Genomic DNA, 26,770 nt, shown 5'->3' on the forward strand with positions numbered 1-26,770 from the left:
TCGTTGCGATTTGCAACTGGGTTCACTGTAGCCCTGCACCGGGAAAACCTGTATCGTCGCAAATGACAACTTTAGGGTCATTTACGCCATGCGCATCGCCGTGCTCGCGTTGCAGGGGCTGTTCGACACCGGCCTCACCGTCATGCTCGACGCGTTCTCGCTCGCCAACCGGTTCGCCGCCGCGAAGATGGGCGGGCGGCCGCACTTCGAACTGTCGATCGTCGGCGTGCGCAAGAAGGTCCGCTCGGCGCAGGGGCTGGCCATACCCGTGCAAGCGATCACCGCGGACCTGAAGCCGGACTGGGTGATCATTCCCGCGCTCAGTACCGGCACACCGGAGCAACTGCTGCCGGCTCTCGAACGGCCGGACGTGCGCGACGCCGCAGCGCAACTGCTGGCATGGCACGCCCAGGGCGCGCTGCTCGCCGCGTCGTGCATCGGCACGTTCCTCGTCGCGGAAACCGGACTCCTCGATCATCGCGAAGCGACGACGACCTGGTGGCTGGGTCCATTGTTCCGGCAACGCTATCCGGCGGTGTCGCTCGACGAGTCGCGCATGCTGGTGCCATCGGACGTCGGGGTGACGGCGGGCGCAGCGATGGGGCACCTCGATCTCGCGCTGTGGCTGATCCGCCGCGCGAGCCCCGAACTGGCCGCGCTCGTGTCGCGCTACTTGCTCGCCGATCTGCGCTCATCGCAGGCGCCGTACATCATCCCCAATCACCTCGCTCAGGCTGATCCGCTGATTCAGCGTTTCGAGCGATGGGCGCGCGATCATCTGAAGGAAGGGTTCTCGCTGCAACATGCGGCGGCCGCGCTGGCGACGAGCGCGCGTACGCTGCAGCGCCGTTGCCAGGACGTACTCGGCAAATCGCCGTTGGCCTACTTTCAGGACCTGCGTGTCGAGCACGCGCAGTCGCTGCTGCATGGCAGCGGCCTCGGTATCGACGCGATCGCGGCCGAGGTCGGTTATGTCGACGGCGCCACGTTGCGGACGCTGTTGCGCCGACGGCTTGGCAAAGGCGTGCGCGGTCTGCGTGCGGATCTGCGTTGAAGGCGATTGCAAAGTCGTCAGCACGCGCTCGACCGAGCAGTACTATCAGCGACTGCAAGCGACAATGGGCGCGTCCGCCGTGGCGAACTTCGTGCGCTTCTATGAGATTCCCGGCTATGGCCATGCGGTCAGTACGGTGTTCAACGCCTCGTGGGATTCGCTGACGACGCTCGAAAACTGGGTCGACAAAAGCGTGGCGCCGCCCGCGCAGATCGTCGCCGATACGGCGGGCGTGCCCGGACGCACGCGGCCGCTGTGTCAGTATCCGACGTTTCCGCGCTATAACGGCTCGGGCGACGTGAACGTCGCGGCGAATTTCACCTGCGCAAGCCAGTGAGCGCTGCTCAACTGACGTTGAAATGCACGCGGATGTCCCGCGTACTGTCGACGGGCTGGCCATCGCGCAGCGCTGGAAAAAAGCGCCAGCGCCGCAACGTGTCGAGCAGCAGCTGATTGAGACGGGGGTTCGGCGTCGCGTGAACGAGCTCGACATTGACCGAGCCATCGGCGTGGATCGTGAAGCGGGCTGTCGCGATCGTCTGATAGGCCTGCTCGCGCAAGTCGTCGGGCAGCGTCGGTAGCGGTTGCGAAATGGAACGGGCGGCGGTGTTGGACGTTGCAGCGCCGCTCGGCGCAGCGGCGTGCTCCTCGGATGTTTGCGGCAAACCGGTGGCGGCCGGTTGTTCCGCCCGTTCATCTTGCGACGGGCGTTGAGCCGGACTCGCAACCGGTGCAGGCGGCGCTGCGGCGGCAGGCGTCGTTAGCGCTTGTGGCCTGGTCGGCGCAGGCGGCACCGCGCGATGCGCCGATGTGCGCGATGGCGTCCGCGCGTGCGGGGGCGCCTGTTCCGGTGGAACCGCAGCCCGAGATTCCGGTGCACGAGACGCAGGCGACGCAGGTTCGTCGAGTACGACCACGCGCATATCCAGTGGGGCTGGCGTTGTGGCCGGCGGGTTCGACTTCAGCAATCCGGACGACAGCGCAATCAGCACCGACAGCCAGATTCCGAGCGCAATCAGACAAGCGATTGAGGTTCCCAACGTCCCCACACCGTGCCCCTCGACCAACTCGCGGCAATCTTTACTCACGATGCACGGCGATCAGAAAGTGTTCGGCGCCCGCGCGTCGTGCGGCGAGCATTGCCTGCACGACCGCGCCGTGTCCCGCATGATCGTCGGCTGCGATGACGACGTTGCCGTCTGCGCGCAGCAGACGCTTCACTTCGGGCTCGATCTGATCCGCGCGAACGACGTGGCGATTGACCGAAACCTCGCCGTTGTCGTTCACCGATATCGTCAGCGGCTCGCTCGTGCTGATCGGCTGCGCGCGTCCCGAAGGCAGGTTGATTCGCACCGCGTCGAGACGCTGCATCGCCAGCGAGGCGAGCATGAAGGTCGCGAGCAGAAAGAACATCACGTCGATCATCGGAATGATTTCGATGCGGCCGCGCCGCGAGGCGCGCGAGCGTTTGAGTTTCATCAGCGCTGTCCTTGCGCCTCGTGTTGCAGGCGCAGCGCGCTGAGTCGCGCGTTGGCGAACAGTTCGAGTTCATCCATCAGACGCTCGAGCCGCCGTGAAAAATAGTTGAACGCGAACAGCGCAAACACCGCGACGATCAGTCCGATCGCGGTCGCCACCAGCGACTGCGCCACGCCGCCCGTGACACCGCCCGGATCGACGAGGCCATTGCCGCCGAACAGCTGGAACGATTTCATCATTCCGACGATCGTGCCGAGCAAGCCGAGCAGCGGCGCCGCCGTGACGATCGTTTCGAGTAGCCACAGCCCGCGGCCCATGTCGCGCTCGATCTGCGACGCGATCGATTGCGCCGACGCCTCGCGCAGCCACAGCGGCGAGTCCGATTCGGGCAACCACGGCGTGGCCATGCGCCGGAACGCGTGGTGCGGGGCGAGATTGTCCAGACGGTCGTCATCGGCTGACGTAGGTTGCAAAAGGCGCGCCGGTGCGCGTGAGAAGCGGGCGAACACATACGCTCGCTCGATGATGATGGTCAACGCGAGCACGCCGAGCACGCTGAGCGGATACATGATCCATCCGCCTGTGCGCATCGCCGCGATAAAGCCTGTCCATTCCTGCATGATGATTCTCCCTGCCGTCGATCAGAAGTACTTGGTCACGCCCGCATAGACCGCGAAATGCGGACCGTACTGCGGTGCGCCGACGCCGATGCCCGAGCCGTCGCGCAACTGGTACACGCGGTTGAATGCGTTGATCACCACCAGACGCGCGTCCCACTTGCCGATCATCGGCTCGTTGAAGTGCTGGATCGCGCCGAGGTTGAACTGCGCATAGACGGGCAGGCGATCGGTGTTCGCAAAGCCGCTGCGCAGGCCGGAGCCGACGATTCCGTCGAACGTGAAGGTGGTTTGGTGGAAGTCGTATGCCGCGCCGAACGATGCGGTCACGCGCTGGTCGTGATCGAGGGACACCCAGTTGTTCGAGATGAACGCCAGTTCGTCCGCACCGAAATTGAACTGCGCGGAGTTGATGTTCTTGCCTTGCGCGCGGCTATACGCGAGGTTCAGATACCCGGAGAGATTGTCCTGTTTGTAGTTGGCGGTGAATTCGACGCCATACGTTCTGCCGTACTGGTAGTTGAACGGCACGTAGATCAGAGCGGAACCGAACTGTCCTTCGTCGAGCAGGTCGGTCGATTTCTTGTAGTACGCGTCGAGTCCGAGCGTGACGGCAGGGCCGAGTTTCTGCGTGATGCCGAGATCGAAATAGTGGCTGCGTTCCGGCTTCACGGGATCGTTCTGCGTTACCGAACTCTGATTCGTCGTGCCGTCGAACTTCGATATCGTCGAGCCGGACACGAGTTCGAACGGCGGCGGCGTGAAGTAGCGCGCGTAGCCGGCATGCAGCGTTGTCGACGGCGTGAGCGTGTAGACGAGACCGATGCGCGGGCTCAACTGGCTCGCGCTCGTGTACTCGTCCATGCGGTCGTAGCGCAAGCCATAGTTCAGCGTGAGCCGGTCGGTCAGCTTCCATTCGTCCTGGGCGTACAGGCTGTACAGATAGCCGGTCTTGCTGCTGCTGTCCTGGATGTTGAAGGGCACGTCGGAGAGCTGGTTGCCGTCCGCGTCGGCGGGGAACACAGACACGCTATTGTCGAATACCGCGTGTTCCTGCTGGAAGAAGACGCCCGCGCGGACCGTGTGCCTGTCGTTGATGCGCCAGGTCGTATCGACCTGCACGCCGTTGGCTGTGTTGCTATGGAAGTCCTCCGATGCCACGCCGTTGAACATCAGGTCGCCGATCGGATCGGGGTTGAACTTCGTGCGCGTATAGCGTGTAAAGAACGCGACCTGGTAATCGAGCGCGCCGCCGTTGGTCCCTTGAAGCGCGAGCGCCGCGAAATTGTTCAGCTCCGATTGCGTTTCGTTCAGTTGCGACGAATCGAATGTGCTGCGGCCGTTGAGCGCGAAGTTCGGCGTGAGCCCCGGCGTGTTCGGAATCTCGAACTGGTTGCTGGTCGCGCCGAACAACAGACTCACGCGCGTGAGCGGATTGATCAGATACGAAAGATAGCCGAACGCATTGCCCTCGCGCGTGTGATCGTGAATCGCATTGGCGCTCGCCGTCGGATTCTCGATGCCGAGATTGTTCATGCCGAGCGAGCCGCTCAGGTAGTAGCTGAACGGTCCCTCGCTGCCGAACACGTCGGCACTTGTTTTGACGGTTTGATGGCTGCCGCCGAATACGTCGATCGAGCCGCCGCTGCCCATGTCGCCCGATTTGGTGCGGATGTCGACGATACCGGCCGTGCGGTAGCCGTACTGCGCGGGCAGGGCGCCCGTGAGCAGGTTCAATTGATCGATGATGCGCGTGTCGAACGACTGGCCGAAGCCGCTGATCGGCTCCGGAATGATGATGCCGTTGATCCGGTATTGCAGATTGGCGTGCTCACCGCGCACGTGCAGCTGGCCGTACGAGTCGTTGGCGACGCCGGGCGCTTGCAGCAGCACCTGATTGAGCGGCGTGTTCGCGCCTGCCGGCATCGTGTCGATATCCGCCTGCGTGAAGCGATAGACGCTGCTGCCCGTTTCGGGCAGCAAGCCGTTGCGGGCAGCGTTCAGGCGTTGCGCGTTGACCTGCACGTCGAGCGTGCCGCTCTTTTGCAGTTGCACGCTAACGTTCGCCGGGGCGCCGGACTGGGCGGTCGCGATACTGCTGCCGCTTGCAAAACCAGCCGCGGTGACGACGACCGCATACGTGCCGGGCGCCACGCCGTCGATCGAGAAGTGGCCCGACGTGTCCGTGTTCGACGCGCCGATGGAGGCGCCGCTCGCGTCCTGTACCTCCACTTTCGCGTGAGCGACGGGTTGGCCCGCGGGATCGGAGACCGTGCCCGTCAATATGGCGTTGCTTGGCGCGCCCCATGCGTTCGAGATGGCGGTACAGAACACGATCGCCGCCTGGGCGGTCAGTGTGCGGTTTTTCATTATTGTTGCTCGCTCTATGGACGATGCGTTGATGAACAAAAGCGTTCGGCAAAAGCTCGCCCACCTCGCCCCTGGCCGGCAGGGGAAGGACAGGCGAACTGAAAGTTGACGGTTCGGGCTGCGATCACGCCGGAACCGGGGCGTCGGCTTGAGCCAAATGTTATAACATAACATTTTCTGCTGGCAAGTCACAAACGCCGCCCAACCGCAAAAAACTTGACAGCGTGCATATGCACACATAGAGTTGGTTTTATGAACCGCCCTATCTCTTACGACGAATGCAACTGTTTCGCGCTGCGCCAGGCGGCGCGGTACGTCACGCAGATCTACGAGCGCCATCTCGGCAGCGTCGGGTTGACGGCTGCCCAGTTCACGATCCTCGCGAAGCTGGCGCGCACGCCTAACCTGCCGATGGCGGAGCTCGCGGACGCCATGGTCATGGAGCGCACCACGCTGGTCCGCGCGATGAAGCCGTTGCAGCGCGACGGCCTCGTGCTGGCTGAAGCGGCGGACCACGACAACCGCACGCTGCTGTTCAGTCTGACGGAACAGGGCGAAACCATGTTCGATCAGGCCTCCGTCGCGTGGCGCGCCGCGCAGGAAGAATTCGAAAAGAAGTTCGGTCGCGGGCGCGCGAAGACGCTGCGCGCAGAGCTTTTCAGCATCACGGACTAGATCGGCAGAGGAACCCGCTTCGGCGGGTTCTATAACGTCATTTTGTGTGCATATGCACTGACAAGCAAAGGAAGTGCAGCGAATGGAAGCGCTTTTCGACGACGACTGTTTTGCGATCCGCCAGGCCGCACGCCACGTATCGCAGATCTACGACCGGCATCTGTCGAATGTCGGGCTGACCATCACGCAGTTTTCGCTGCTGGGGCGTCTGAATCGCACCGGTCCGATGACGATGAAGCAGATCGCCGAAGCCATGCGCATGCAGCGCACCACGCTGGTCCGTACGATCCAGCCGCTGCGGCGCGACGGCCTCGTGTCGAGCGAGGCGATGGGCGCAGATGCGCGCGCGCTGCTGATTTTGCTGACCGCCGCGGGCGAACAACGGCTAGACGCGGGCCGCGCGCACTGGTACGCCGCGCAGGCCGAATTCGAACACCGCTTCGGCGAGGCGCGCGCGGCCGCGCTACGCACCGAGCTATTTGCGATCACCAGAGATTCCCTTTGACGTCATCGCCGAAGGTAGCGGAGGCCGGCGCACTGCGCCGTTTTTTTCAACGTGAAGAGTGCATACGCACATACCGATATCATGTCCACAACTCCCTCGACCGTCGCGCCCCCGAGCGCCACACAACCCGCCAGAGCGGCGCGGCGTATCCCGTGGATGCTGCTCGCGATCCTCTCCGTTGTCGTCGTGCTGGCGCTCGCCACGTCGTACTGGTTCTTCGTCGGCCGGCTGGTCGAGACGACCGATGATGCCTACGTCGGCGGCGACGTTACGGTGATGGCGCCGAAGGTCAACGGCTTCGTCACCGACGTGCTGGTGCACGACAACGAGTTCGTGCATGCCAACCAGGTACTCGTGCGTCTGGACGCTCGTGATTACGACGCGCGCCTCGCGCAGGCCAACGCGGAAGTGGAGAGCGCGCGGGCGGCGGTCACCGAGCTCGAAGCGAAGAAATCGCTGCAACTCGCGACGATCAACGAGCAGGCCGCCGAGGTCCGCGCGTCGGGCGCCGAGCTGACGCGCAGCGTGGCCGACCAGACGCGCTACCGCGAGCTCGTGAAAGACGACGCGGTATCGAACCAGGTCGTCGAGAAAGCCGACGCCGATCTGACCAAAGCGCGCGCCGCGGTCGATCGCAGCAGCGCGGCGCTGCTCGCGGCGCAACGGCAGATCGCGGTACTCGACGCGCAGATCGGCGACGCGAAGGCGCGCATCGCGACCGCGCAAGCCGCGCAGCGCGTGGCCGCGCTGAACGTCGAGTACACGACGATTCGCTCGCCGATCGACGGCTATGTCGGCAATCGCACCGCGCGCGTCGGGCTGCTCGCGAACACCGGCGTGTCGCTGCTGACCGTGGTGCCCGCGAGCGGTCTGTGGATCGATGCGAACTTCAAGGAAGACCAGCTGCGCAAGATGCGCGCGGGCGACAGCGTGGAGGTCCAGCTCGACGCGTCGAGCACTTCGCTGCGCGGCGTGGTCGAAAGCCTTGCGCCGGCGACCGGTGCGACCTTCAGCGTATTGCCCGCGGAAAACGCGACCGGCAACTTCACGAAGATCGTGCAGCGCGTCCCGGTGCGCGTGCGCCTCGACGTGCCCAAGGACATGCAACGCGTGTTGCGTCCCGGCCTGTCCGCGACAGTGAAAGTGCACGTCGATGCGGGCCATCCGGCCGCGCAGGGATGAACCGATCATGACTGACGCTCTCGACAACCCCGCCGACCAGCCGACCCGCACCAAGGTTTTCGCATTTGCGCTGATGTGCTTGGGCTTTTTCATGGCGACGCTCGATATCCAGATCGTCGCGTCGTCGCTGCGCGATATCGGTGGCGGGCTGTCCGCGAGCCAGGATGAACTCTCGTGGGTGCAGACCTCATATCTGATCGCGGAGATCATCGTGATTCCGATGTCGGGGTGGCTCACGCGCGTGTTCTCGACACGGTGGCTCTTCACGTTCTCGGCGTTCGGATTCACCGTGACCAGCATGCTGTGCGGGCTCGCCTGGGACATCAACTCGATGATCCTGTTTCGCGGTCTGCAAGGCGCGCTCGGCGCCGCGATGATTCCGACCGTGTTCACGACCGCGTTCGTGCTGTTTCCCGGCAAGCAGCGCCTGATCGCATCGACGACGATCGGCGCGCTGGCGTCGCTTGCGCCGACGATCGGACCGGTGATCGGCGGCTGGATTACGTCGCAATGGTCATGGCACTGGCTGTTCTACCTGAACCTGGTGCCGGGCGTCGCCGTCACGCTGTTGGTGCCGAAATACGTGCATATCGACACGGTCGATCTGTCGCTGCTGAAAAAGGGCGACTACTTCGGCATCGTGCTGATGTCGGGTTTTCTCGGCTGCCTCGAATACGTGCTGGAAGAAGGGCCGCGCAAGAACTGGTTCGGCGACGACGTGATCGTGCTGTGCGCGTGGGTTGCGGCGATCTGCGGGTTTCTGTTCCTCGTGCATGCGTTCACCGCGAAGGAACCGATCGTCGACCTGCGCGCGCTGGCGTTGCGCAACTTCGGTATCGGCAGTCTGTTGTCGTTCATCACCGGAATCGGGATCTTCTGCACCGTGTTTCTGACACCGGTGTTTCTCGCCCGCGTGCGCGGCTTCGATTCGCTGCAGATCGGTCTGGCGTTGCTGTCCGTCGGCTGTTTCCAGTTGCTCGCGCTCGCCGCGTACTCGGCGCTCGCGCGCTTCGTCGACATGCGCATGCTGATGGTGTTCGGACTCGTGCTGTTTGGCGTCGGCTGCTATCTGTACGTGCCGTTGACGAACCAGTGGGGCTGGCAGCAGTTGCTGATTCCGCAAGCGCTGCGCGGCATTGGACAGCAGTTCTGTATTCCGCCGATCGTCACGATGGCGCTCGGCGCGTTGCCGCCGTCGCGGCTGCGCTCCGCGAGCGGCTTGTTCAATCTGATGCGCAATCTCGGCGGTGCGATCGGCATCGCGGTCAGCAGCACGATGTTGAACGACCGCCTGAACCTGCATTACGAACGGCTCGACGAACATCTGAACGCGGGCCGTCCGGTCGTCGAATCGATCCTGCGGAAACAGGCCGATTATCTGTCGGCAATCGGCGGGGATGTATTGAACGCTGCGAATGCGGGGCTGGCCGAATTGCACGCGGCATTGATGCGCGAAGCGCTGGTGCTCGCGTTCTCCGACGCCTTTCTGGCGGTTTCGCTGTGCTTCGTGGTCGGTCTGCTGAGCGTGCTGTTCTCGCGCCCGTTCGGCAACACCGCACCGCCACCCGATGCCCACTAGGACTCCAACATGAATCGGATCGTGATGAACTTGATGGCGAGCGCGGCATTCCTGACGCTCGCGGCCTGCGCGGTGCAACCGGCCACGCACGCGGATTTGCCGCATACGGTGCAGACGCTCGCGCCGGCCGCGTGGAGCGTCGCCGCGCCGCAGGACAGCGTGAACACCGACGCATGGTGGGCGCAATTCGGCGACCCGGTCATGCATCGACTGATCGAATCGGTGTTGATCGGCAACCTCGACGTGCAGGCCGCGGCCGAGCGCGTGAAGCAGGCGCAGGACCTGGTGACGCAAGATCGCGCGGCGCTCGTGCCGGAGCTCAATGCGAACGCGGGCGCGTCCATCGAGCGGCGCAACACGCCGCCGCCGCTCGGCTATGTGCGGCAGGCCGGTTTCGGCCTGGCCGCGAGCTGGACGCCGGACGTGTTCGGCGGCGAACGTCTCGCGGTGCTCGTGTCGCAGGCGCAGGTGTCGGGTAGCGTCGCGGCGCTGAACCAGTTGCGGCTCGCGCTCGCCGCGAACACGGCGGCCGCGTATATCGATCTGCGCTGGGCGCAGGCACAGTTGCAGATCCTCGACGACAACGAGCAGATTCGCAGCCGCGCGCTGAAGCTCACGCAGGAGCGTCTGCATTACGGACTGTCGACGCAGCTCGACGTCGCCCGCGCGCAGAACCAGTTGCAGGACTTGCAGGCACAGATTCCGCGCATGCAATCGACGGTGCAGCATCAACTGAGTCTGATCGCCGTGTATTCGGGGCGTACGCCGGAAAGCCTCGATACGCTGCTGCTTGCCGACGCGCGCGAGATTCCGGTGCCGGCGCAAAGCGCGCCGCAGGTGTTGCCGTCCGATGCGTTGCTGCATCGGCCCGACGTGCGCACCGCTTATGCGCTCGTCGAACAGCGCGCGGCGGAAGTGGGGGTCTCGAAAGCGCAGCGCTATCCACAGTTCAAGATCAATCTGACGAATGGGCTGCTTGCGTCGTCGTACCTCGGCTTGCCGACGCTGACCGATAACCTGTTCAGCGCCGCGTTGAACGCGACGAGCCCGATCTTCAACGCCGGGCGCATCACCGCGAACATCGACGCGAGCGAGAGCCGCATGCGCGAATCGCAGCTCGCTTTGCAGCAGGCGATGTTGCAAGCGCTGAAGGAGGTGGAGGACAACCGCAGCGATCTGGTCAGCGGCGCGGTGCAGGTGCAGCGTTTGGGTGGTGCGCTCGATGCGTCGAATCATGCGCTGCGTCTGTCGACCGAGTTATACAAAGGCGGTGCGTCGAGCTTCCTCGATGTGCTCGCCGCGCAGGAAGCGTATCTGCGCGACTCGGAGTCGCTGAATCAGGCCCGGCGCGAACACGCGCTTTCGGCGATCGCGCTGTACCGTTCGCTGGGTGGTGGGTGGGAGCAGGGGGACACGGTGGCGGCCGGGCAGTGAAGCCTCCCCGGAACCGATCCTCGATCTTTGCTACATTCGTGCACAAGAACCCCACACGCGGCACCATCGGGATGCGTGCACCAGCGACACGCATGATCGGCAAATCGAAACCTTTCAAGAGGCTCAAGATGCGAATTCTGGTAGTAGGAGCGGGCGCGGTAGGCGGCTATTTCGGCGGACGTCTGGCGGCGGCGGGGCAGGACGTGACCTTCCTCGTACGCGCCGGCCGCGCGGAAAAGCTACGGCAGGACGGCCTCGTCATCGACAGCCCGCGCGGCGATCTCAGGTTGCGCGACGTGAAGACGATACTCGCCGGTGTCGCCGCCGAGCCGTTCGACGTCGTGCTTCTCAGCTGCAAAGCCTACAGTCTCGACGACGCGATCGATTCGTTCACGCCATTCGTCGGCGAGCAGACGCTGATCCTGCCGATGCTCAACGGCATGCGCCATATCGAGGTGCTGAGCGCACGTTTTGGCAAAGAGCGCGTGCTCGGCGGCCAGTGCGTGATCGCCGCGACGCTCAATGCCGAGCAGCACGTCGTGCATCTGAACGACATGCATGCGATCACGTTCGGCGAACTGGTGGGCGGCACGTCAGAGCGCACCCAGGCGATTGCCGATGCGATGTCCGGCGCTAGCTTCGATGTCGCGGTCAGCGACAACATCCTGCTGCGCATGTGGGAAAAGTGGGTGTTCCTCGCCACATTGGCCGCGAGTACGTGCTTGATGCGCGGTTCGGTCGGCGATATTCTGACTGCGCCCGACGGCAAGCGCGCAATCGAAAATCTGCTCGGCGAATGCCGCGCGGTGGCCGAGCACAACGGCTTCACGATGGCCGCGGACTTCGACGCGCGCGCCACCCAGGTGCTGCTGACGCCGTCGCCGCTGACCGCGTCGATGCTGCGCGACGTCGAAAACCGCTCGCACACCGAGGCGGATCATATTCTCGGCGACCTGATCTCGCGCGGTGGCGACGCGCAGAAGAGCGAGCATGACCTGTCGCTGCTGCGCATCGCCTATAGTCATCTGAAGACGTACGAAGCGCGCCAGACCCGCACTTCGTGACGGCTCGCCGGCGCCGGCGCGAACGCGGGGCGGTGGATGGAACGCCGCGCGCGAGCGTCGCCGCAACCAGACGATCGGAGGTCAAGCATGCCGATACCCACTGGATCGGTGCCCGCGCTCAGCGCCGCTTCCGCGACCGTGTTCTCGATCGGCATCGTGTTTCTCGGCTACTGGGGCATGTACGAGCCGACCGCGTGGCACAAAGCCGACGTCGTGGTCTTTGTGTTCGCGCTGGCCGGCTTCGCGTGCCTCGGCCTCGTGCCGTGGATGGCGACGAGTCCCGTCGAGCCGGAGAACAGCGACTCACGCGTGCGCATCGCGCGGCATCTGTTTCTCGCGGGCGTGAGCGCGATCTGGCTCGCGGTGGCGGTTTCCGTCGTCTTCTGACGCCCGCCGAAGCCGCGCGCCGGCGACTCCGGCATCTTCCTGAACGACACCGCAATCCGGTTCCAGCCGCTGATCGCAACGTTTCGTGGTGATTCGAGGTAACCACCTGAATGGACATTCACATTGCGGTCGAAGGCCATCACGATCTGTCGGGACAGATTTATCGGCAGTTGCGCGCGGGCATTCTCGGAGGGCGCCTTGCTGGCGGTACGCGTCTGCCGTCCTCGCGCGATCTCGCGACGCAGCTCGGCGTGTCGCGCAAGACCACGCTCGACGTATTCGAGCGGCTCCTGTCCGAAGGCTATCTGACCGCCCGCGCCGGTTCGGGCACCTTCGTCGCCGACGGGCTCGAACGGCTACCTGCCGAGCGCTCCGCGCACGCGCGCGCGGCAGACCACTCGCGCGAGCGGGCTGCCGCGCAAGCGAAGGCCGCGGCGCGTGCGCAGCCGCTGTGGCAGCAGATGCCCGACAGCCTGCCGTTGCCGCGGCCGTCGGTGCCGTCGCCGCTCGACTTCGTCGGCGGCGCGACCGACAAGACGCTGTTTCCGTTCGACGTCTGGCGCCGCTGCGTGAATCACGCGCTACGCGGCCAGGCGCGCAGCCCCGGCACCTATCGCGACGCCGCCGGCGAGCAGCAGCTGCGGCTCGCGATCATGCGCTACCTCGCCTTCAACCGCGCAGTGGCGAGCAACTGGGAAGACGTGATCGTCACGCAGGGCGCGCAGCACGCACTCGATCTGATGGCGCGCGTCACGCTGGGGCCCGGCGAAGTCGCGGCCATCGAAGACCCCGGCTACCCACCCGCGCATGCATGCTTCACGGTGACGGGGGCGCGCGTGGTGCCGGTGCCGGTCGATCGCGAAGGTCTGATCGTCGGCCAGCTGCCGGACAAGGCGCGGCTCGTCTACGTGACGCCTTCGCATCAGTTTCCGCTCGGTATGCCGATGAGCCTGGAGCGTCGTGTCGAACTGCTCGAATGGGCGGAAAAGCGCGGCGCGGTCATCATCGAGGACGACTACGACTGCGAGTACCGTTTCGAAGGCCGGCCGATGGAGCCGCTGAAGAGTCTCGATCGCGCCGGCCTCGTCGCCTACGTCGGCACGTTTTCGAAGACGATCTTCCCTGAGCTGCGGATCGGCTACCTGGTGCCGCCGGCGTCGTTGCACGGCCCGCTGTTGAAGGCGCGGCAGATCGCCGATTGTCACGGCTGCACGCTGACCCAAACGGCGCTCGCCTCGTTCATGCTCAATGGCGACTTCGCACGCCATCTGCGGCGCATGCACAAGGCTTACGCGGCGCGCCGCGCGATGCTGCTCGAGCATCTGCAAGGCGCTCTCGCGCGCTGGTTCGAACCGATCGTGCCGACCGCCGGCATCCATCTGGCGGCGCGGCTGAAGGGACCGTTGGCGTCGCGCGGCGAAGAGGCGCTCGTCGCCGCCGCGCGTGAAGCGTCGATCGGCCTCTATGGACTCGCGCCATTTCACCATCGCGTGACCCCGCAGCCTGGACTGATCTTCGGCTATGGCAGCATCGCGGCCGAACATATCGACGCGGCGCTGACGACGCTCGCCGGCATCCTGCCGCGCATCGCACGCTGAAACGAAGCTCGCCGCGAGCGAGGCGTAGGCATCGTCGAAGCGTGGGGGCGTGGGTTGCTTGACGCGTCAAACGAAGAAAATGCCCTGATTCAAGGGGCGAAAACATCAGGTCGCCCCGCGGCAAGTGCCTCGAAATCGCAGCCGAAACGAACTGTAACGCGCGTTACTCCTCCATATCGAAGACCTCGCCGCGCACGTTTTAGCCGCTAAAACAGGTACTAAAACGTGTTGCACTGTCGGCGCCGCGCAAAAAACTTCATCGCAATACATAAAAGAGTCGCGCAAATCGCTTTAGCGCTTGTAGAATCCGGCGTTGAAGCGTGCATATACGGTGTGCGCTTCGAGCAATTCACTGACCACAACAGGTAGGAGAAACATGCCGACTTCCGCAAAAAAGGTGGCCAAGAAGGCTGCTGCCCCGGTACCGACCAAGAAGGTTGCTGCAAAGAAAGTTCCTGCGAAGAAAGCCGTCGCAGCCAAGAAGGTCGCCGTGAAGGCGTCTGGCGCACCGTCGCCGATCAAGGACACCTTCACGAAGGCCTCGTTGGCCGCTCACATCGCTGAACGTGCTGCAGTGGAACCGAAGACCGCCAAGGCTGTGCTGGCCGCGCTCGAAGACACGATCCTCGGCACGGTGCATAAGAAGGGCGCTGGCGAATTCACGCTGTCGGGTCTGCTGAAGATTGTCGTGCAGGCTGTGCCGGCGAAGAAGAAGCGCTTCGGCAAAGACCCGTTCACGGGTGAAGAGCGCTGGTTCCCGGCCAAGCCGGCAAGTGTGCGTATCAAGGCACGCCCGCTGAAGAAGCTGAAGGACGCAGCCGCTGCTTGAGCGCGTTGCTCGCATAATCCAGGCGTCGGCATGGCGCTGTTATGTTTAACCATGCCTGACGTTTGAGTGCTTGAATTAGCGCCTGCTCGCAGGTCATCGAAGGCCCCGTGGAGGAAAATCCACGGGGCCTTTTTTATGCGCACGCTTCGTATGCTCGCCGAATCCATTGGCGAAATCGCTATCGCGCCGCTCATAGTGTGCTCCCTGATGGCGCGCGCGCACCTGACTGGCGCATCATGAGCCACGACAGTACGATCAACACAATCCGATGTCCCGCGGATGCGCCGTTAGCGTGCACGTCAGCGCGCTCTACCACGACACATTCAATGGCATAGCGCTTGCTTGATCGAAGCTCGAATACCGAATGCGCAGCGCATTCGCCTTCTATTTGAAACAAGACTGAGGCTGAGATGCGATGCTATGACGAGATGCGCCATCACGACGATGGCGTACGGCCGCATTACGCGCGTTTTGAGCGCTGGTTGGACAGACAGGGCGATGAAGCGATCGTACGCAAGCGCGCGGAAGCGGACCTGCTGTTCCGGCGCGTCGGCATCACCTTCGCGGTGAACGGCGACCTGTCCGGCACCGAGCGGCTGATTCCCTTCGATCTGATTCCGCGCATCATTCCGCGCGGCGAATGGCAGACGCTCGAAGCGGGTTTGCGGCAGCGTGTGCAGGCACTCAATCTGTTTATCCACGACGTCTATCACGATCGCAACATCGTGCGCGCGGGTATCGTGCCGGCCGAGCAGGTCTATACCAATGCGCAGTATCGTCCGGAGATGCAGGGTGTCGACGTGCCGCTCGGTGTTTACGCGCATATCGCGGGCGTCGACGTGGTGCGCGCCGGTGACGAAGGCGAGTTCTACGTACTCGAAGACAATCTGCGTGTGCCGTCGGGCGTGTCGTACATGCTCGAAAACAGAAAGATGATGATGCGGCTCTTCCCCGAGCTGTTCGTGCAGAACCGCATCGCGCCGGTCGCGCATTATCCCGACCTGCTGCTCGATACGCTGCGTTCGGTCGCGCCCGCGGGCGTCGACGATCCGGTCGTCGTCGTGCTGACGCCGGGCATGTACAACTCCGCGTATTTCGAGCATACGTTCCTCGCGCAGCAGATGGGCGTCGAGCTCGTCGAGGGCAAGGACCTGTTCGTCGACGATAACTACGTGTTCATGCGCACCACGCAGGGACCGAAGCGCGTCGACGTGATCTACCGGCGCGTCGACGACGACTTTCTCGATCCGCTCGCGTTTCGCGCCGACTCCGCGCTCGGCGTACCGGGTTTGCTGACCGCGTATCGCGCCGGCCGCGTCGCACTCGCGAACGCGATGGGCACCGGCATTGCGGACGACAAATCGATCTATCCGTACGTGCCCGACATGATCGCGTTTTATCTCGGCGAAAAGCCGATTCTGAACAACGTGCCGACCTATCAGTGCCGCAAGCCCGAGGACCTTGCCTATACGCTCGCGCATCTGCCGGAACTGGTGGTCAAGGAAGTGCACGGCGCGGGCGGCTACGGGATGCTCGTCGGCCCCGCGTCGACCAAGGCCGAAGTCGAGGCCTTCCGCGAGCGGCTGATCGCGCGGCCGGCTGGTTATATCGCGCAGCCCACGCTGGCGTTATCCGCGTGTCCGACCTTCGTCGAATCGGGCGTCGCGCCGCGGCACATCGACCTGCGGCCGTTCGTGCTGTCGGGCAAAACCACCACGTTGGTCGCGGGCGGCCTCACGCGCGTCGCGTTGCAGGAGGGCTCGCTGGTCGTCAATTCATCGCAGGGAGGCGGGACCAAGGATACCTGGATGGTCGACTGACGCGGTTGCCGCCGCGCCCGCACCTCGCTGGCAAGCGAGCAGAGCAGGGCGCGACACCAGCAACCCGATGCGCTGCAAGCGGCACGCAATGCGCCGCTGGCGCTTAACGGATAACCAGCGCGGACTTTCGTCGCTGACGAAGGCCTCGCGCGTTCAGATCACAGACATGGAACGCCGTCATGCTTAGCCGAACCGCCGATCATCTCTTCTGGATGGCCCGCTACATGGAGCGCGCGGAGAACACCGCCCGCATGCTCGACATCAACCTGAAGGCCCAGTTGCTGCCGCAGACGCCCGAACAGGAGGCCCGCGCGCAGCGCTCGGTGCTGCGCATCTCCGAGCTCGAAAGCGCGTTCGCGCAGCGCTACGACGAACCGACGCACGATCACGTGCTCGACTTCATGGTGGCCGACGCGAGCAATCCGTCGAGCATTCATTCATGCCTGCAGGCGGCGCGTGAAAACGCCCGCGCGGTGCGCGGCACGCTGACGACCGAGTGGTGGGAAACTATCAACGACACCTGGCTCGAATTCAACGAGCGGCTCGCGAGCGGTCAGGCCGCGAGCAATCCGGGCTCCTTGTTCGAGTGGGTCAAGTTCCGTTCGCATCTGTCGCGCGGCGTGACGATCGGCACCGCGCTGCAGGACGACGCGTTCCTGTTCACGCAGCTAGGCACGTATCTGGAGCGTGCCGACAACACCGCGCGGATTCTCGATGTGCGTTTTGCGAACGTCGAGCCGAATTCGCGCGACGCCGCGCGCCAGCTCGAGGACTTCTATTACTGGACCTCCATCCTGAGTTCGGTGTCGGCGCTCGAGATCTATCGCAAGGTGTATCGCGACGTCGTGACGCCCGCGCGCGTCGTCGAGCTGATGATCCTCAATCAGCAGATGCCGCGCTCGCTGCTCGCCTCGCTCGACGGCGTGTGCACCAATCTTGCGATGCTGCGTACGCCCGGCTCGAATCAGTGCGAGCGCTTCGCCGGCAAGCTGCGCGCCGAACTGCTGTATGCCGACATCCGGCAGATTTTCGAAACTGGGTTGCACGCCTATCTGACGCAGTTCCTCGCTCGCGTGTTCGAGCTGGGCAACCTGGTGGCGCGCACTTATCTGATGCTGCCAGTGGCCTGACGGAGTTTTCTCATGTACCTGACGATCCGCCACGACACCTCCTATCGCTACGAAGCGACGGTTCACTATTCGATCCAGCAGTTGCGCCTGACGCCCACGAGTGGCGCCGGGCAGACCGTGCGGCGCTGGAGCATCGACGCGCCGGGCAAGCTCGACGCCACGCTCGACGCATACGGCAACGTGCTGCATACGCTCGTCATCAACAAGCCGCACGACGAGATTCATCTGCGCGTGACGGGCGAGGTGGACACGATGCCGCTGATCGACGGCGTGCTGCGCGATCCGCCCGGCCCGATCCCGCTCGAGCATTTCACCTGCGCGACGCGCCTGACCGAAGTCGACGGTGCGATCCGCGAACTGGCCGAGTCGGTGCCGAATCTGGCGAGCCCGGCATGCCTGATCGCGCTGTCCGAGCAGATCGTGCAGCGCGTGCAATACCGGCCCGGCGTGACTCAGGTCACGAGCACGGCCGCCGAGGCGCTTGCGCTCGGCAACGGCGTGTGCCAGGACCATGCGCATCTGATGCTCGCGTGCTGCCGCGCGCGCGGCGTGCCGGCGCGCTATGTGAGCGGCTATATCGAACCCGGCGACGTGCCGCATGGCGCGAGTCATGCGTGGGTCGATGTGTGGCTCGAAGGCACAGGCTGGATTTCGATCGACGTGACGCACGCCGGGTTTGCCAGCGAGATCTACTGCCGGCTCGCGGTCGCGCGCGACTATGAGGCGGCGGCGCCGGTGCGCGGACGGCGCATCGGCGGGCTCGAAGAGGAGCTCGACGTAGCGGTGACGGTCAGCACGCAAATGTCGCAGTAGCAGCGTGGCGGGGAACCCGGATAAAAGGCGCCAGTGCGCCGCATTACAATAGCTCCGTTCTCTTGCTTTCCGCGGAATCCTTATGACTTACTGCGTAGCGATGGCCGTCGACGACGGCCTCGTCTTTCTGTCCGACACGCGCACCAATGCGGGCGTCGATCACATCAGTACCGCGCGCAAGATGTCGGTGTTCGAGCAACCCGGTGAACGCCTGCTGGTGCTGCTTGGCGCCGGCAATCTGTCGATCACGCAGGCGGTGCTGCACGAGCTTTCCGAGCCCGCCGATGCCAGCGAGCCAACGCTGTGGAGCGTGCCGACGATGGCCGACGCCGCGCGCGTAATCGGCAGCGCGGTGCGCCGCGTGCATGAGCGCGAGGCCGACGCGCTGCAGAAGTTCGGCGTCGACTTCAACTGCAGCTTCATTCTCGGCGGCCAGATCGCCGGCAACCGGATGCGCCTCTTCATGATCTACGCGGCAGGCAATTTCATCGAGGCGTCGGCCGTGAATCCGTATTTCCAGATTGGCGAGGCAAAGTATGGCAAGCCGATCATCGACCGGGTGCTGACGCCGTCCACGCCGCTCGACGAAGCCGCGAAGTCCGCGCTGATCTCGATGGACTCGACGCTGCGCTCGAACCTGTCGGTGGGCTTGCCGCTCGATCTGCTCGTGTACGAGAAGGATGCGCTGCGCGTCACGCGGTTCGTGTCGATCGATCGCGACAATGCGTACTTCGACATGATTCACCGCACGTGGGGCGAGCGTCTGCGCCAGGTGTTCGGCGAGATTCCCGACCCGGACTGGCAGCAGTCGGTGGATGCGCCGTCGCTGCAGCCGGAGCGGGCGCTGGTGCTATATCGCGCGCCGGTAGGCGCCGATGGCGTCGAGCATGAGCACGACGTGTGGCCCGCGCAGATACTCGCGCAGGCCGACAAGGACAAGGCGCAGCGGCGCTAGCTGCGTTGGGTTCGCAGCGCGCGTCAGGCTCGCCCGGGCCCGCACCAAAACCTCAGGACGAAAAAAAACCAGCCATCGGCATCGCCTCTGGCTGGTTTCTGGTCTCTGGCTACGCAGCGCGCCAGCTGCGTAGCAGGTCCGATTCGAAGTCCGATTAGAACTTGTGACGGATACCGAGGCTGACCATGACCTGGTTGCTGGTGCTCGACTGGTTGCCATACGAACCGATCGAAGCCGTAGCCGATACGAGGCCACCACCGACGCCCGGCACACGCTGTTCGCCGCTTGCATGCTGCCATGCGCCGACCGCGTACAAGTCCGTGCGCTTCGAGAGCGAGTAATCCCCGCCCAGCGACACCTGGTTATACGTTGCGGACGCGTCGCCGTGACCCTTCGTGTAGGCATAGCCAACACCCACCAGCGCTGCCGGCGTGAGCTGGTAGCCCAAATACGCGCGACCCACTTCGTACTTCTGCGTCGTCCCGAAGCCCGAATTCGCATCCGGCTTGTACTGCGCGTTGCTGTACGACAGGTTACCCGTCCACGGGCCGGTCACATACTGAACCGCGGCCGAAGCGATGCCGATCGACTTAGATGCAGCATAAGCCGCGTTAATGCCAGCGAAGGTCGGGAAATTCGAATCGAACGTGCCGCCTGCCGTACCTGCCCAGCCGCCAGCAGCCGTACGCGTAGCCAGCGAGCTCGCGTTGCTTGCGTGCAGGTAGCCTGCAGCGACGCTGAACGGACCCGTTGCGTACGTTGCCGCGCCCGACCACGTCTGGCCCGAACCCGTCGCGCCCGCGACGCCGCCCAGAGCGTACATGCCTTCGATCTGGAAGCCCGACCAGACCGGCGACACGTACTTGACTGCGTTGTTCACGCGGAAGCTGTTGTCGTTGTTGTCGACATCACCCGGCGTAGTGAACGTGCTGCCGAAGTAGTTGTCGGCCGTCAGCGGCTGGATCATGTCGACCAGCGGGTCGTACTGACGACCAGCCGTCAGCGTACCCCAGGAGTCGCCCGTCAGACCGACGTAAGCCTGACGACCGAACATCAGGCCGCCCTGACCGAGCTTGCCGGTGTTGACGTCAAAGCCGTTTTCCAACTGGAAAATCGCCTTCAGGCCGCCGCCGAGGTCTTCCGTGCCCTTCAGGCCGAAACGGTTGCCTTGCAGGTTGCCGGCAAACAGTTGTACGAGGCTGCCGCCGTGCGGCGTAGCGTTGTTCACGTACTGGATCGATTCATCGATCACGCCATACAGCGTCACGCTGCTTTGCGCGTGAGCGATACCGGCGACGCCGAAGAGCGCCAGCGAGAGGGTAGACAGTGTGATTCGTTTCATCCATTTCTCCACGCAAATGATTGTTCGTTGTTGCGGAAAGCAGAATAGCTCACCGGCTCCGCGGCATAGAAACGGAAAAAAAAGAGTGTCGCCAAAAACTGACAATCAATGCAAACCCTTGTATTTAAAGCCATCAATAATTATTTCAATTTGCGCAATATTTATTGGTCTAGTGCGCATTATTGTTGGTTTGTTGATAGTGACGGGGGAATGAACGCACCATAAAAAACGCGGACGAAATGACTAGACAGGCTGGACAGAAGGGTCGCGTTGTGTCCAGGCGCAACCACGTGTATTCCTAATAGTATCGACGCGGGGAGCGCGGTGTGCGACGGCCCTTTCAGCGCCTGTCGGCGCCCCAGCGCGCCACGGCCGCGGCGGCGAGCCCCGCGGCGGCCGCGAGCAGCACCGAGGTCCACGGGTTGCGTCGCACGTAGCGGTCGGCGGCCGTCGCCTGGCGGCGCGCTTCGACGAGGGCCGACGCCGCGAGACGGGTGGCTTGCGCTTCGGCGTCGAGCACCTTGCGGGTGACGTCCACCGCGGTCTGATGCGCGGAGCGCTTTTGCGCCGCCGCGCTGATTCCCGCCGGCAGCGTCGTGGCCGCCCGGCCGGCAACGCCCGCAGCCGTAACAGCAGACGGCGCGGCGTTCGCCGCGACCGTCGATGCCGCCAGCACCGACGCGAGCTTCGCGCGACTGCCCGGCGGTGCGTCGCCCTGCATGCCCCAGCCGCCACGCGGATCGTGCAGGCGGCCGCGCGCCGCCGAGAACTCCGCGCCGAGCAGCAGCACCACAGCCGAGAAATACAGCCACATCAACAGCACCGCGAGCGAGCCGGCCGCGCCGAACGCGCTGGCCATTCCCGCATGCGCCAGATAGAGCGCGAACAGTTTCTTGCCGGCCGTAAACAGCACGGCCGCGACGACGCCACCCACCAGCGCATCGCGCCACCGCACCCGCGCATCGGGCAGGAACTTGAGCAGTCCGGCGAACGCGAACATCAGTACGAGCAGCCCGACGCCGAGTTGCAGCAGATTGCCGATCACGACATACGGCGAGTCACCCCATAGCCAGTTGCCGATGAAGACGATGACCGTATCGAGCACCAGCGACACGATCAGCAAAAACGCGACGCCCAGCACGAGCCCGAACGAAATCAGCCGCACCCGCACCAGCGCGAGCACGCTGGACGTACGCGGCCCACTGTAGGGCCACACTATATTGAGCGCGCTGTTCAGCGACGAGAACGTCGCCGACGCGCCGATCGCCAGCAGCGAAAACGAAATGATCGTCGCGATGCCGCCTTGGGCGCCCGCGTGGTGCGCGTTCTCGACGATCGTTTGCACGCCGGCCGCGGCCTGGTCGCCGATCAGGCCGTTGATGTGGCCGAACAGTTCGCCGCGCGCGGCCGCCGGGCCGAAGAACCAGCCGGCCACCGCGATCACCATCACGAGCGTCGGCGCGAGTGAAAACGCCGCATAGAACGCGATGCTCGCGGCCATCGCCGGACAGCGGTTGTCCGTGAACTGCCGCAGTGCGCCCATCGCCCAATTGGCCTGATGACGCGCGGCCTGCTGGAGGTGCTCGCGAGAAAGGGTGTCGATGTCCATGATCGTGTCTGAATCGTGACGGCGCCTTCACGATGTCTGCCTGGTTGCCTTCCGCAAAGCTCGTGCCCGTCACTATACAAGTTAAGCGGCGCGTTTCGCGGCCGCCCGCGCATACCGCTAGAATGCAGCGGGTCACTGTCACCTTTCCGCTCATCATGCATTCGCACGAACTCATACAGCAACTGGACGTCATCGAGCGCGGCCAGTGGAGCGCGCATCTGCCCGCGCATGTCATCGAACCATTGCCGGCGCACGGCATCACGGTGTTCGCCGTCACCGACGACGCCTCCGACACCGCCGCATTTAGCGAGCGTTATGGCTTCGGCCTCGAAGACTGCGCGAACACGATCGTGATCCGCTACAAGAAAGAGGGTGGCGAGCACTACGCGGCGGTGGTGTCGCTCGGCTCGCGGCGGCTCGACATCAACGGCGCGGTGAAGGCCGCGCTCGGCGCGCAGCGGCTGTCATTCGCGAAGCGCGACGCGGCGGTCGAGCATAGCCAGATGGAGTTCGGCGGCATCACCGCATTCGGTCTGCCGGCCGACTGGCGCATCCTCGTCGACGCCGCGGTGATGGAGCGCGCGCAGGTCGTGATGGGCGCGGGCGTGCGGGCGGCCAAGCTGCTGCTCGCGCCCGATGTGCTGCGGCAATGGCCGCGCTGCGAAGTGGCGGCGCTGACGCTGCCGGCGGAGTGATACCCGCAACCCCGCAACTGGGAAAGCCCCGCTCAGATGATCAGCCGCGACACCTTCGTGCCTTCGAGCGACACGCCGGCCATCAGTCCGCCGTTGGTCAGCACGAAAGCCTGCACCGGGCTCGTCGCGGTCGACGAATCGACCGCGCCGTTCGCGCCGACCTTCAGCACGGCGACGGTCGCGTCCGCGCCGACTGCCCAGCCCTGGCTGTGCATGAATTCGTCGAGCGCTTCCTGCGTCATGAACAGAAACACGAGCGCCTTCGACTGCGCGCCGATCTGCAATCCAAACGAGCCCGCGGCGGTGCTGTAGTAGCCGACCGTGCGGCCGCCGACGCGCAACGCCCCTTCCCCATACTGTGCGCCGACCCAGAAACCGGCCGAGATCACCGACGGAAACACCAGCACGCCGCGCGCTTTCGCAACCAGATCGCGGGAACCGTCGACGTTTTCGTAGAGACGCGCGAGCGTCGAGTCGACGCCGGCGTTGATCGTGTCGCGCTTGCCGGCATTGGCCGACGGCGATGCGTTCGAGGACGGCGAAGTCGTCGTGCAACCGGTGAGGCTCAGGCCTGCGACGGCCAATGCAGCGCTGCCGGTCATGATGAATTGTCGTCTGCGCATGACGGTTTTCCTTTGCGTTTCTCACGCGTGTTGTACGTTATGAAAGAGTGCGGCGCATCGCCCGCTTTGCTTTGTTCTCATTTGCACGCGGGAGGTTCCGTGCGAGCTGTTATCGCAGCGAAGCCGGCGTGCCGCGACGTGCGCATGACGGGGGTCCGCGGCAGGAGCAGCAGGTAACGTGCCCAACGGCCGCGCCGCCTTGCGCGGGGCGGCGCGGCCGTGTCAGTGGGGCGCTTTTCGCCGCTACACCGTTGGGCGAATGTTCTGGTTATGGCGGAACAGATTGCGCGGATCGTAGTTGTTCTTCACGGCGACGAGCCGTTCATAGTTGGGACCATAGGCATCGGCGATACGGCCGCCTTCTTCCTGCGTCATGAAGTTGACGTACACGCTGCCTAGCGCAAAGGGGCGCGACGCGTCGAAAAAGTCGCGCGCCCATGCGACGCAGCGCGCGTCGTCGCGCGCATCGTCCCAGCGGCCGTGCACGTTCATTGCGTATTGCGTCTCGCGAGCCGGGTAGGCGGTCGCATCGACCGCCACGCGCTGCGTTTGCGCACCAATCAGCCCGAAGAAAATTTCGCATTGCGCGGACGGCAGCGTGTCGATCGCGCGGATCAGCGCGTCGATCAGACCATCGTCGATGGTGGCTAGGTTGTGCGACTTCCAGTAATTGCGCGCGCCCGGCGTGAGCAGCGGATCGAACGCCTGTTGCCACACTTCGTAGGGCATCGGACCAAGATGTTCGCCGAGCGGCTTGCCGTAGCCGCGCACGGCTTCCACCGCCGCTGGGCCATTTTCGACCGGGCCGTTGTAGCACATCGCGAACACGAGCACGGGTTTGCCGTGCACGTCGGGCGGCAGGAACGGCAGCGGCGGCGCGAGCCGCGCGACCGCCCACACGGCCAGTTCGTCGGGCATCGCGGGCGTGGCATTGCGGTATTGGATCAGCGCGTCCCTGGCGTCGGCGAGCGGCAACACGACGAGGCCGCCGTAGACGATCGGCCCGACCGCATGCAGCGCAAACTCGAATAGCGTGACGACGCCGAAATTGCCGCCGCCGCCGCGAATCGCCCAGAACAGATCGTCGTTTTCGGTGGCGCTCGCATGGCGCAACGCGCCGTCCGCGGTGACGATATCGGCCGCGACGAGGTTGTCGACCGTCATGCCGTAGCGGCGGCTCAGCCAGCCGAAGCCGCCGCCGAGCGTCAGACCCGCGACGCCGGTCGTCGAGTTGATGCCGAGCGGCGTCGCGAGTCCGAAGGCCTGCGCTTCGTGATCGAGATCGTGCAGCGTTGCGCCAGGCTCGACGTACGCGCGCTGCGCGTCGGGATCGATGCGCACCGATTTCATCGCGGAAAGATCGAGCACGAGCCCGTCGTCGCACAGCGCGCTGCCGCCGATGTTGTGGCCGCCGCCGCGCATTGCGAGCGGCAGGCCGTTGTCACGCGCGAAGGCGACGCCGCGGCGCACGTCGGCGACGCCCGCGCAGCGCAGGATCATCGCGGGAGAACGGTCGATCATCGCGTTCCAGATGCTGCGTGCCGTGTCGAAACCCGGCGTGTCGGGCAGCAGAAGCTGGCCGCGCAAGCCGGATTTGAATTCGTCGACCGCGCTGCTGGAGATAGTAACCATGATGTACCTCGTCGGACAGGGAAAGGCGCTCGCAGGACACACTCAGCAGACCAAACTAGACGCGGGCGGTGAATGAAAGCGGATTGAGAGGTTCGGCTGCGTGCAGTAAACGGGGCGGCGCGTCGAAGTCAAACACAGGTTTACCCGCGTCTGTGTGCGATCCCGCGCGGTGGCTCGCGGCACAGGCTTTTGCGGGCACGGCAGCGACGATGCGCGGGCCTATCCGCCGAAGATGGTGGAAATGCTTCGGAAAAAGCGCGCACGCTGATGTGTTGGTTATCTGACGCGCTGGTGGTTGTGCCGCGACACTTTGCGCCTGCCGTGGGGTCGCGCTCGCCTGCGCCTGACGCACGCGAGCGACGACTGTGCGAGGTAGCGCACATCGCGGCAGCAATTTCCCGATACATCGGCGCTGCGCAACGACGCGCAATGTTCCGCGCGTGCGTTTCGGTGATTTTCTTTGAGTTGTCTATCGGATTGCTCTCATTCGGCTTTTCCATTTCCGTTTTTATGTGCGAATCGCCACATGAATAAAAAACTCCCAGTGTGTAAATAGCCTTAATTCGTCCGATAAAACCATGGCTGCTTAATCGTTCTGTCGATTCGATTACACCGAGAGCGATAGTTTTCACTACCTGTCTGAAGCATATGTATTAGCGGATTTGGCAGGCTCTTAGTCGATTAACGCCGCCTGGCAGGCCGTATCGGCGATATCGCATTGCGTGGCCTAGCGCACGGTCGCGCGATTGCGCTGCGAATAACTTGAAGATCCATCAAACCTCGCTGTGCCGCTCTGACAATGATGTGCGCGCACGGTCAGCCAATCCTCTCGAATCACGTCAAATCGGACCGGGGATTTTCCGCGAGAGAAGCGTTTAGTGCGGGCGCATTTTAATTCGCATAAAGCGAAGCTGCACAGAGGCTTTGAATTTTTCGTTTTCCTGGTGAGTGGAGATTCGCTCGCTAATTGGACCGGTCGCTCTGGGGAAATAATCAGGAGATTTGAAATGAAAAAGCAAAACGGGGACGCGTGGATATTAGGAACGCGACGGGCGGCTTTAGCAGTCGCGGTGAGTCTTTATGCGGCGATGGTGGGTGCGCAGACGAATTCGGGGAGCACCGCCGCGCCGGAAACGAATCGCGGAGTGATGGTGCTCGCCGATGTGGGCGCGTACGGCGAATGTCCGTCGGGCGGTGGGCCGGGCTGCACGTCGCAGGGAGGCGGGCGGCTCGGGTCGGGTGGCTTCGGCGTCGCGGCGGCGGGGCTCGGCTCGACGTCGACCACCGGATCGCCAGCGGGCAACGGGACGTCGTCGACGGGCGCGGGCGCGAGCAGCAGTGGCGGAAATAGCTCGGCTAATTCCGGCCCGGGCGGGGT

General features: G+C 64.2%; 23 protein-coding genes and 2 pseudogenes. 17 read left to right on the top strand and 8 right to left on the bottom strand.

Annotated elements, in window-relative coordinates:
• Positions 1–88: 88 nt before the first annotated feature.
• Positions 89–1,054 (top strand): GlxA family transcriptional regulator, encoded by a 966-nt coding sequence (locus tag F6X42_RS27995; RefSeq protein ID WP_187637295.1) that lies wholly within the window; start codon positions 89–91, stop codon positions 1,052–1,054.
• 13 nt (positions 1,055–1,067) lie between these two features.
• A pseudogene (locus tag F6X42_RS28000) lies at positions 1,068–1,391 on the top strand (tannase/feruloyl esterase family alpha/beta hydrolase); the annotation flags it as partial.
• Positions 1,392–1,398: 7 nt separating this feature from the next.
• Here the strand turns inward: F6X42_RS28000 and F6X42_RS28005 are convergent.
• The 4 genes from F6X42_RS28005 to F6X42_RS28020 are packed head-to-tail and all read right to left on the bottom strand — an operon-like array spanning position 1,399 to position 5,520.
• Complete coding sequence (locus F6X42_RS28005) at positions 1,399–2,103, bottom strand: energy transducer TonB (protein WP_187637320.1); 705 nt, start codon at positions 2,101–2,103, stop codon at positions 1,399–1,401.
• A 31-nt stretch (positions 2,104–2,134) separates the two neighbouring features.
• Positions 2,135–2,533: an ExbD/TolR family protein gene (locus F6X42_RS28010; protein ID WP_187637296.1), complete on the bottom strand. Its 399-nt coding sequence runs from the start codon at positions 2,531–2,533 to the stop codon at positions 2,135–2,137.
• Positions 2,533–3,153, bottom strand: a complete 621-nt coding sequence (locus tag F6X42_RS28015; protein ID WP_187637297.1) for a MotA/TolQ/ExbB proton channel family protein — start codon at positions 3,151–3,153, stop codon at positions 2,533–2,535. Before F6X42_RS28015 ends, F6X42_RS28010 begins: the two co-directional genes overlap by 1 nt.
• A gap of 21 nt (positions 3,154–3,174) precedes the next feature.
• Complete coding sequence (locus tag F6X42_RS28020; RefSeq protein ID WP_187637298.1) at positions 3,175–5,520, bottom strand: TonB-dependent receptor; 2,346 nt, start codon at positions 5,518–5,520, stop codon at positions 3,175–3,177.
• A 252-nt stretch (positions 5,521–5,772) separates the two neighbouring features.
• On the opposite strand from F6X42_RS28020, the gene F6X42_RS28025 reads away from it, so the two are divergent.
• The 13 genes from F6X42_RS28025 to F6X42_RS28085 all read left to right on the top strand — a co-directional run bounded on the left by F6X42_RS28025 (position 5,773) and on the right by F6X42_RS28085 (position 19,491).
• Positions 5,773–6,195, top strand: a complete 423-nt coding sequence (locus F6X42_RS28025) for a MarR family winged helix-turn-helix transcriptional regulator (protein WP_187637299.1) — start codon at positions 5,773–5,775, stop codon at positions 6,193–6,195.
• An 82-nt stretch (positions 6,196–6,277) separates the two neighbouring features.
• Entirely contained in the window at positions 6,278–6,700 is a 423-nt protein-coding gene (locus F6X42_RS28030; RefSeq protein WP_187637300.1) for a MarR family winged helix-turn-helix transcriptional regulator, read from the top strand.
• 81 nt (positions 6,701–6,781) lie between these two features.
• The gene (locus F6X42_RS28035; RefSeq protein WP_187637301.1) at positions 6,782–7,882 is read left to right on the top strand and encodes an HlyD family secretion protein; all 1,101 of its coding nucleotides are present in this window, start codon (positions 6,782–6,784) and stop codon (positions 7,880–7,882) included.
• Between the two features lie 7 nt (positions 7,883–7,889).
• Positions 7,890–9,461: a DHA2 family efflux MFS transporter permease subunit gene (locus F6X42_RS28040; RefSeq protein ID WP_187637302.1), complete on the top strand. Its 1,572-nt coding sequence runs from the start codon at positions 7,890–7,892 to the stop codon at positions 9,459–9,461.
• A 9-nt stretch (positions 9,462–9,470) separates the two neighbouring features.
• Positions 9,471–10,895, top strand: a complete 1,425-nt coding sequence (locus F6X42_RS28045) for an efflux transporter outer membrane subunit (RefSeq protein WP_187637303.1) — start codon at positions 9,471–9,473, stop codon at positions 10,893–10,895.
• 128 nt (positions 10,896–11,023) lie between these two features.
• Positions 11,024–11,959: a 2-dehydropantoate 2-reductase gene (panE, locus tag F6X42_RS28050; protein WP_187637304.1), complete on the top strand. Its 936-nt coding sequence runs from the start codon at positions 11,024–11,026 to the stop codon at positions 11,957–11,959.
• An 87-nt stretch (positions 11,960–12,046) separates the two neighbouring features.
• Complete coding sequence (locus F6X42_RS28055; RefSeq protein WP_187637305.1) at positions 12,047–12,346, top strand: hypothetical protein; 300 nt, start codon at positions 12,047–12,049, stop codon at positions 12,344–12,346.
• Positions 12,347–12,456: 110 nt separating this feature from the next.
• Complete coding sequence (pdxR, locus tag F6X42_RS28060; RefSeq protein WP_187637306.1) at positions 12,457–13,944, top strand: MocR-like pyridoxine biosynthesis transcription factor PdxR; 1,488 nt, start codon at positions 12,457–12,459, stop codon at positions 13,942–13,944.
• 376 nt (positions 13,945–14,320) lie between these two features.
• Positions 14,321–14,773, top strand: a complete 453-nt coding sequence (locus tag F6X42_RS28065) for an HU family DNA-binding protein (protein WP_187637307.1) — start codon at positions 14,321–14,323, stop codon at positions 14,771–14,773.
• Between the two features lie 410 nt (positions 14,774–15,183).
• Positions 15,184–16,593, top strand: coding sequence for a circularly permuted type 2 ATP-grasp protein (locus F6X42_RS28070; protein ID WP_187637308.1), 1,410 nt, complete (start codon positions 15,184–15,186; stop codon positions 16,591–16,593).
• A 179-nt stretch (positions 16,594–16,772) separates the two neighbouring features.
• Positions 16,773–17,723, top strand: a complete 951-nt coding sequence (locus F6X42_RS28075; RefSeq protein WP_187637309.1) for an alpha-E domain-containing protein — start codon at positions 16,773–16,775, stop codon at positions 17,721–17,723.
• A 12-nt stretch (positions 17,724–17,735) separates the two neighbouring features.
• A complete protein-coding gene (locus F6X42_RS28080; protein ID WP_187637310.1) occupies positions 17,736–18,536 on the top strand; it encodes a transglutaminase family protein in 801 nt (266 codons plus the stop codon).
• Positions 18,537–18,618: 82 nt separating this feature from the next.
• Entirely contained in the window at positions 18,619–19,491 is an 873-nt protein-coding gene (locus tag F6X42_RS28085; RefSeq protein WP_187637311.1) for a proteasome-type protease, read from the top strand.
• 154 nt (positions 19,492–19,645) lie between these two features.
• Here the strand turns inward: F6X42_RS28085 and F6X42_RS28090 are convergent, their stop codons facing one another.
• Both F6X42_RS28090 and F6X42_RS28095 read right to left on the bottom strand, forming a co-directional pair.
• Positions 19,646–20,833, bottom strand: coding sequence for a porin (locus tag F6X42_RS28090; protein ID WP_187637312.1), 1,188 nt, complete (start codon positions 20,831–20,833; stop codon positions 19,646–19,648).
• A gap of 340 nt (positions 20,834–21,173) precedes the next feature.
• Positions 21,174–22,442 (bottom strand): YihY/virulence factor BrkB family protein, encoded by a 1,269-nt coding sequence (locus F6X42_RS28095; protein WP_187637313.1) that lies wholly within the window; start codon positions 22,440–22,442, stop codon positions 21,174–21,176.
• Positions 22,443–22,597: 155 nt separating this feature from the next.
• On the opposite strand from F6X42_RS28095, the gene F6X42_RS28100 reads away from it, so the two are divergent.
• Positions 22,598–23,137: a YbaK/EbsC family protein gene (locus F6X42_RS28100; protein ID WP_187637321.1), complete on the top strand. Its 540-nt coding sequence runs from the start codon at positions 22,598–22,600 to the stop codon at positions 23,135–23,137.
• A 32-nt stretch (positions 23,138–23,169) separates the two neighbouring features.
• Here the strand turns inward: F6X42_RS28100 and F6X42_RS28105 are convergent, their stop codons facing one another.
• Together F6X42_RS28105 and F6X42_RS28110 are read right to left on the bottom strand one after the other, a co-directional pair.
• Positions 23,170–23,760, bottom strand: coding sequence for a BPSL1445 family SYLF domain-containing lipoprotein (locus tag F6X42_RS28105; RefSeq protein ID WP_187637314.1), 591 nt, complete (start codon positions 23,758–23,760; stop codon positions 23,170–23,172).
• A 243-nt stretch (positions 23,761–24,003) separates the two neighbouring features.
• Positions 24,004–25,392, bottom strand: coding sequence for an FAD-binding oxidoreductase (locus F6X42_RS28110; RefSeq protein WP_187637315.1), 1,389 nt, complete (start codon positions 25,390–25,392; stop codon positions 24,004–24,006).
• A 1,007-nt stretch (positions 25,393–26,399) separates the two neighbouring features.
• Between F6X42_RS28110 and F6X42_RS28115 the strand changes: the two are divergent.
• Positions 26,400–26,770: pseudogene (locus F6X42_RS28115) on the top strand (hypothetical protein); the annotation flags it as partial.

This window comes from Paraburkholderia podalyriae, assembly GCF_014397785.1.
GTDB classification, from domain to species: Bacteria; Pseudomonadota; Gammaproteobacteria; order Burkholderiales; family Burkholderiaceae; genus Paraburkholderia; species Paraburkholderia podalyriae.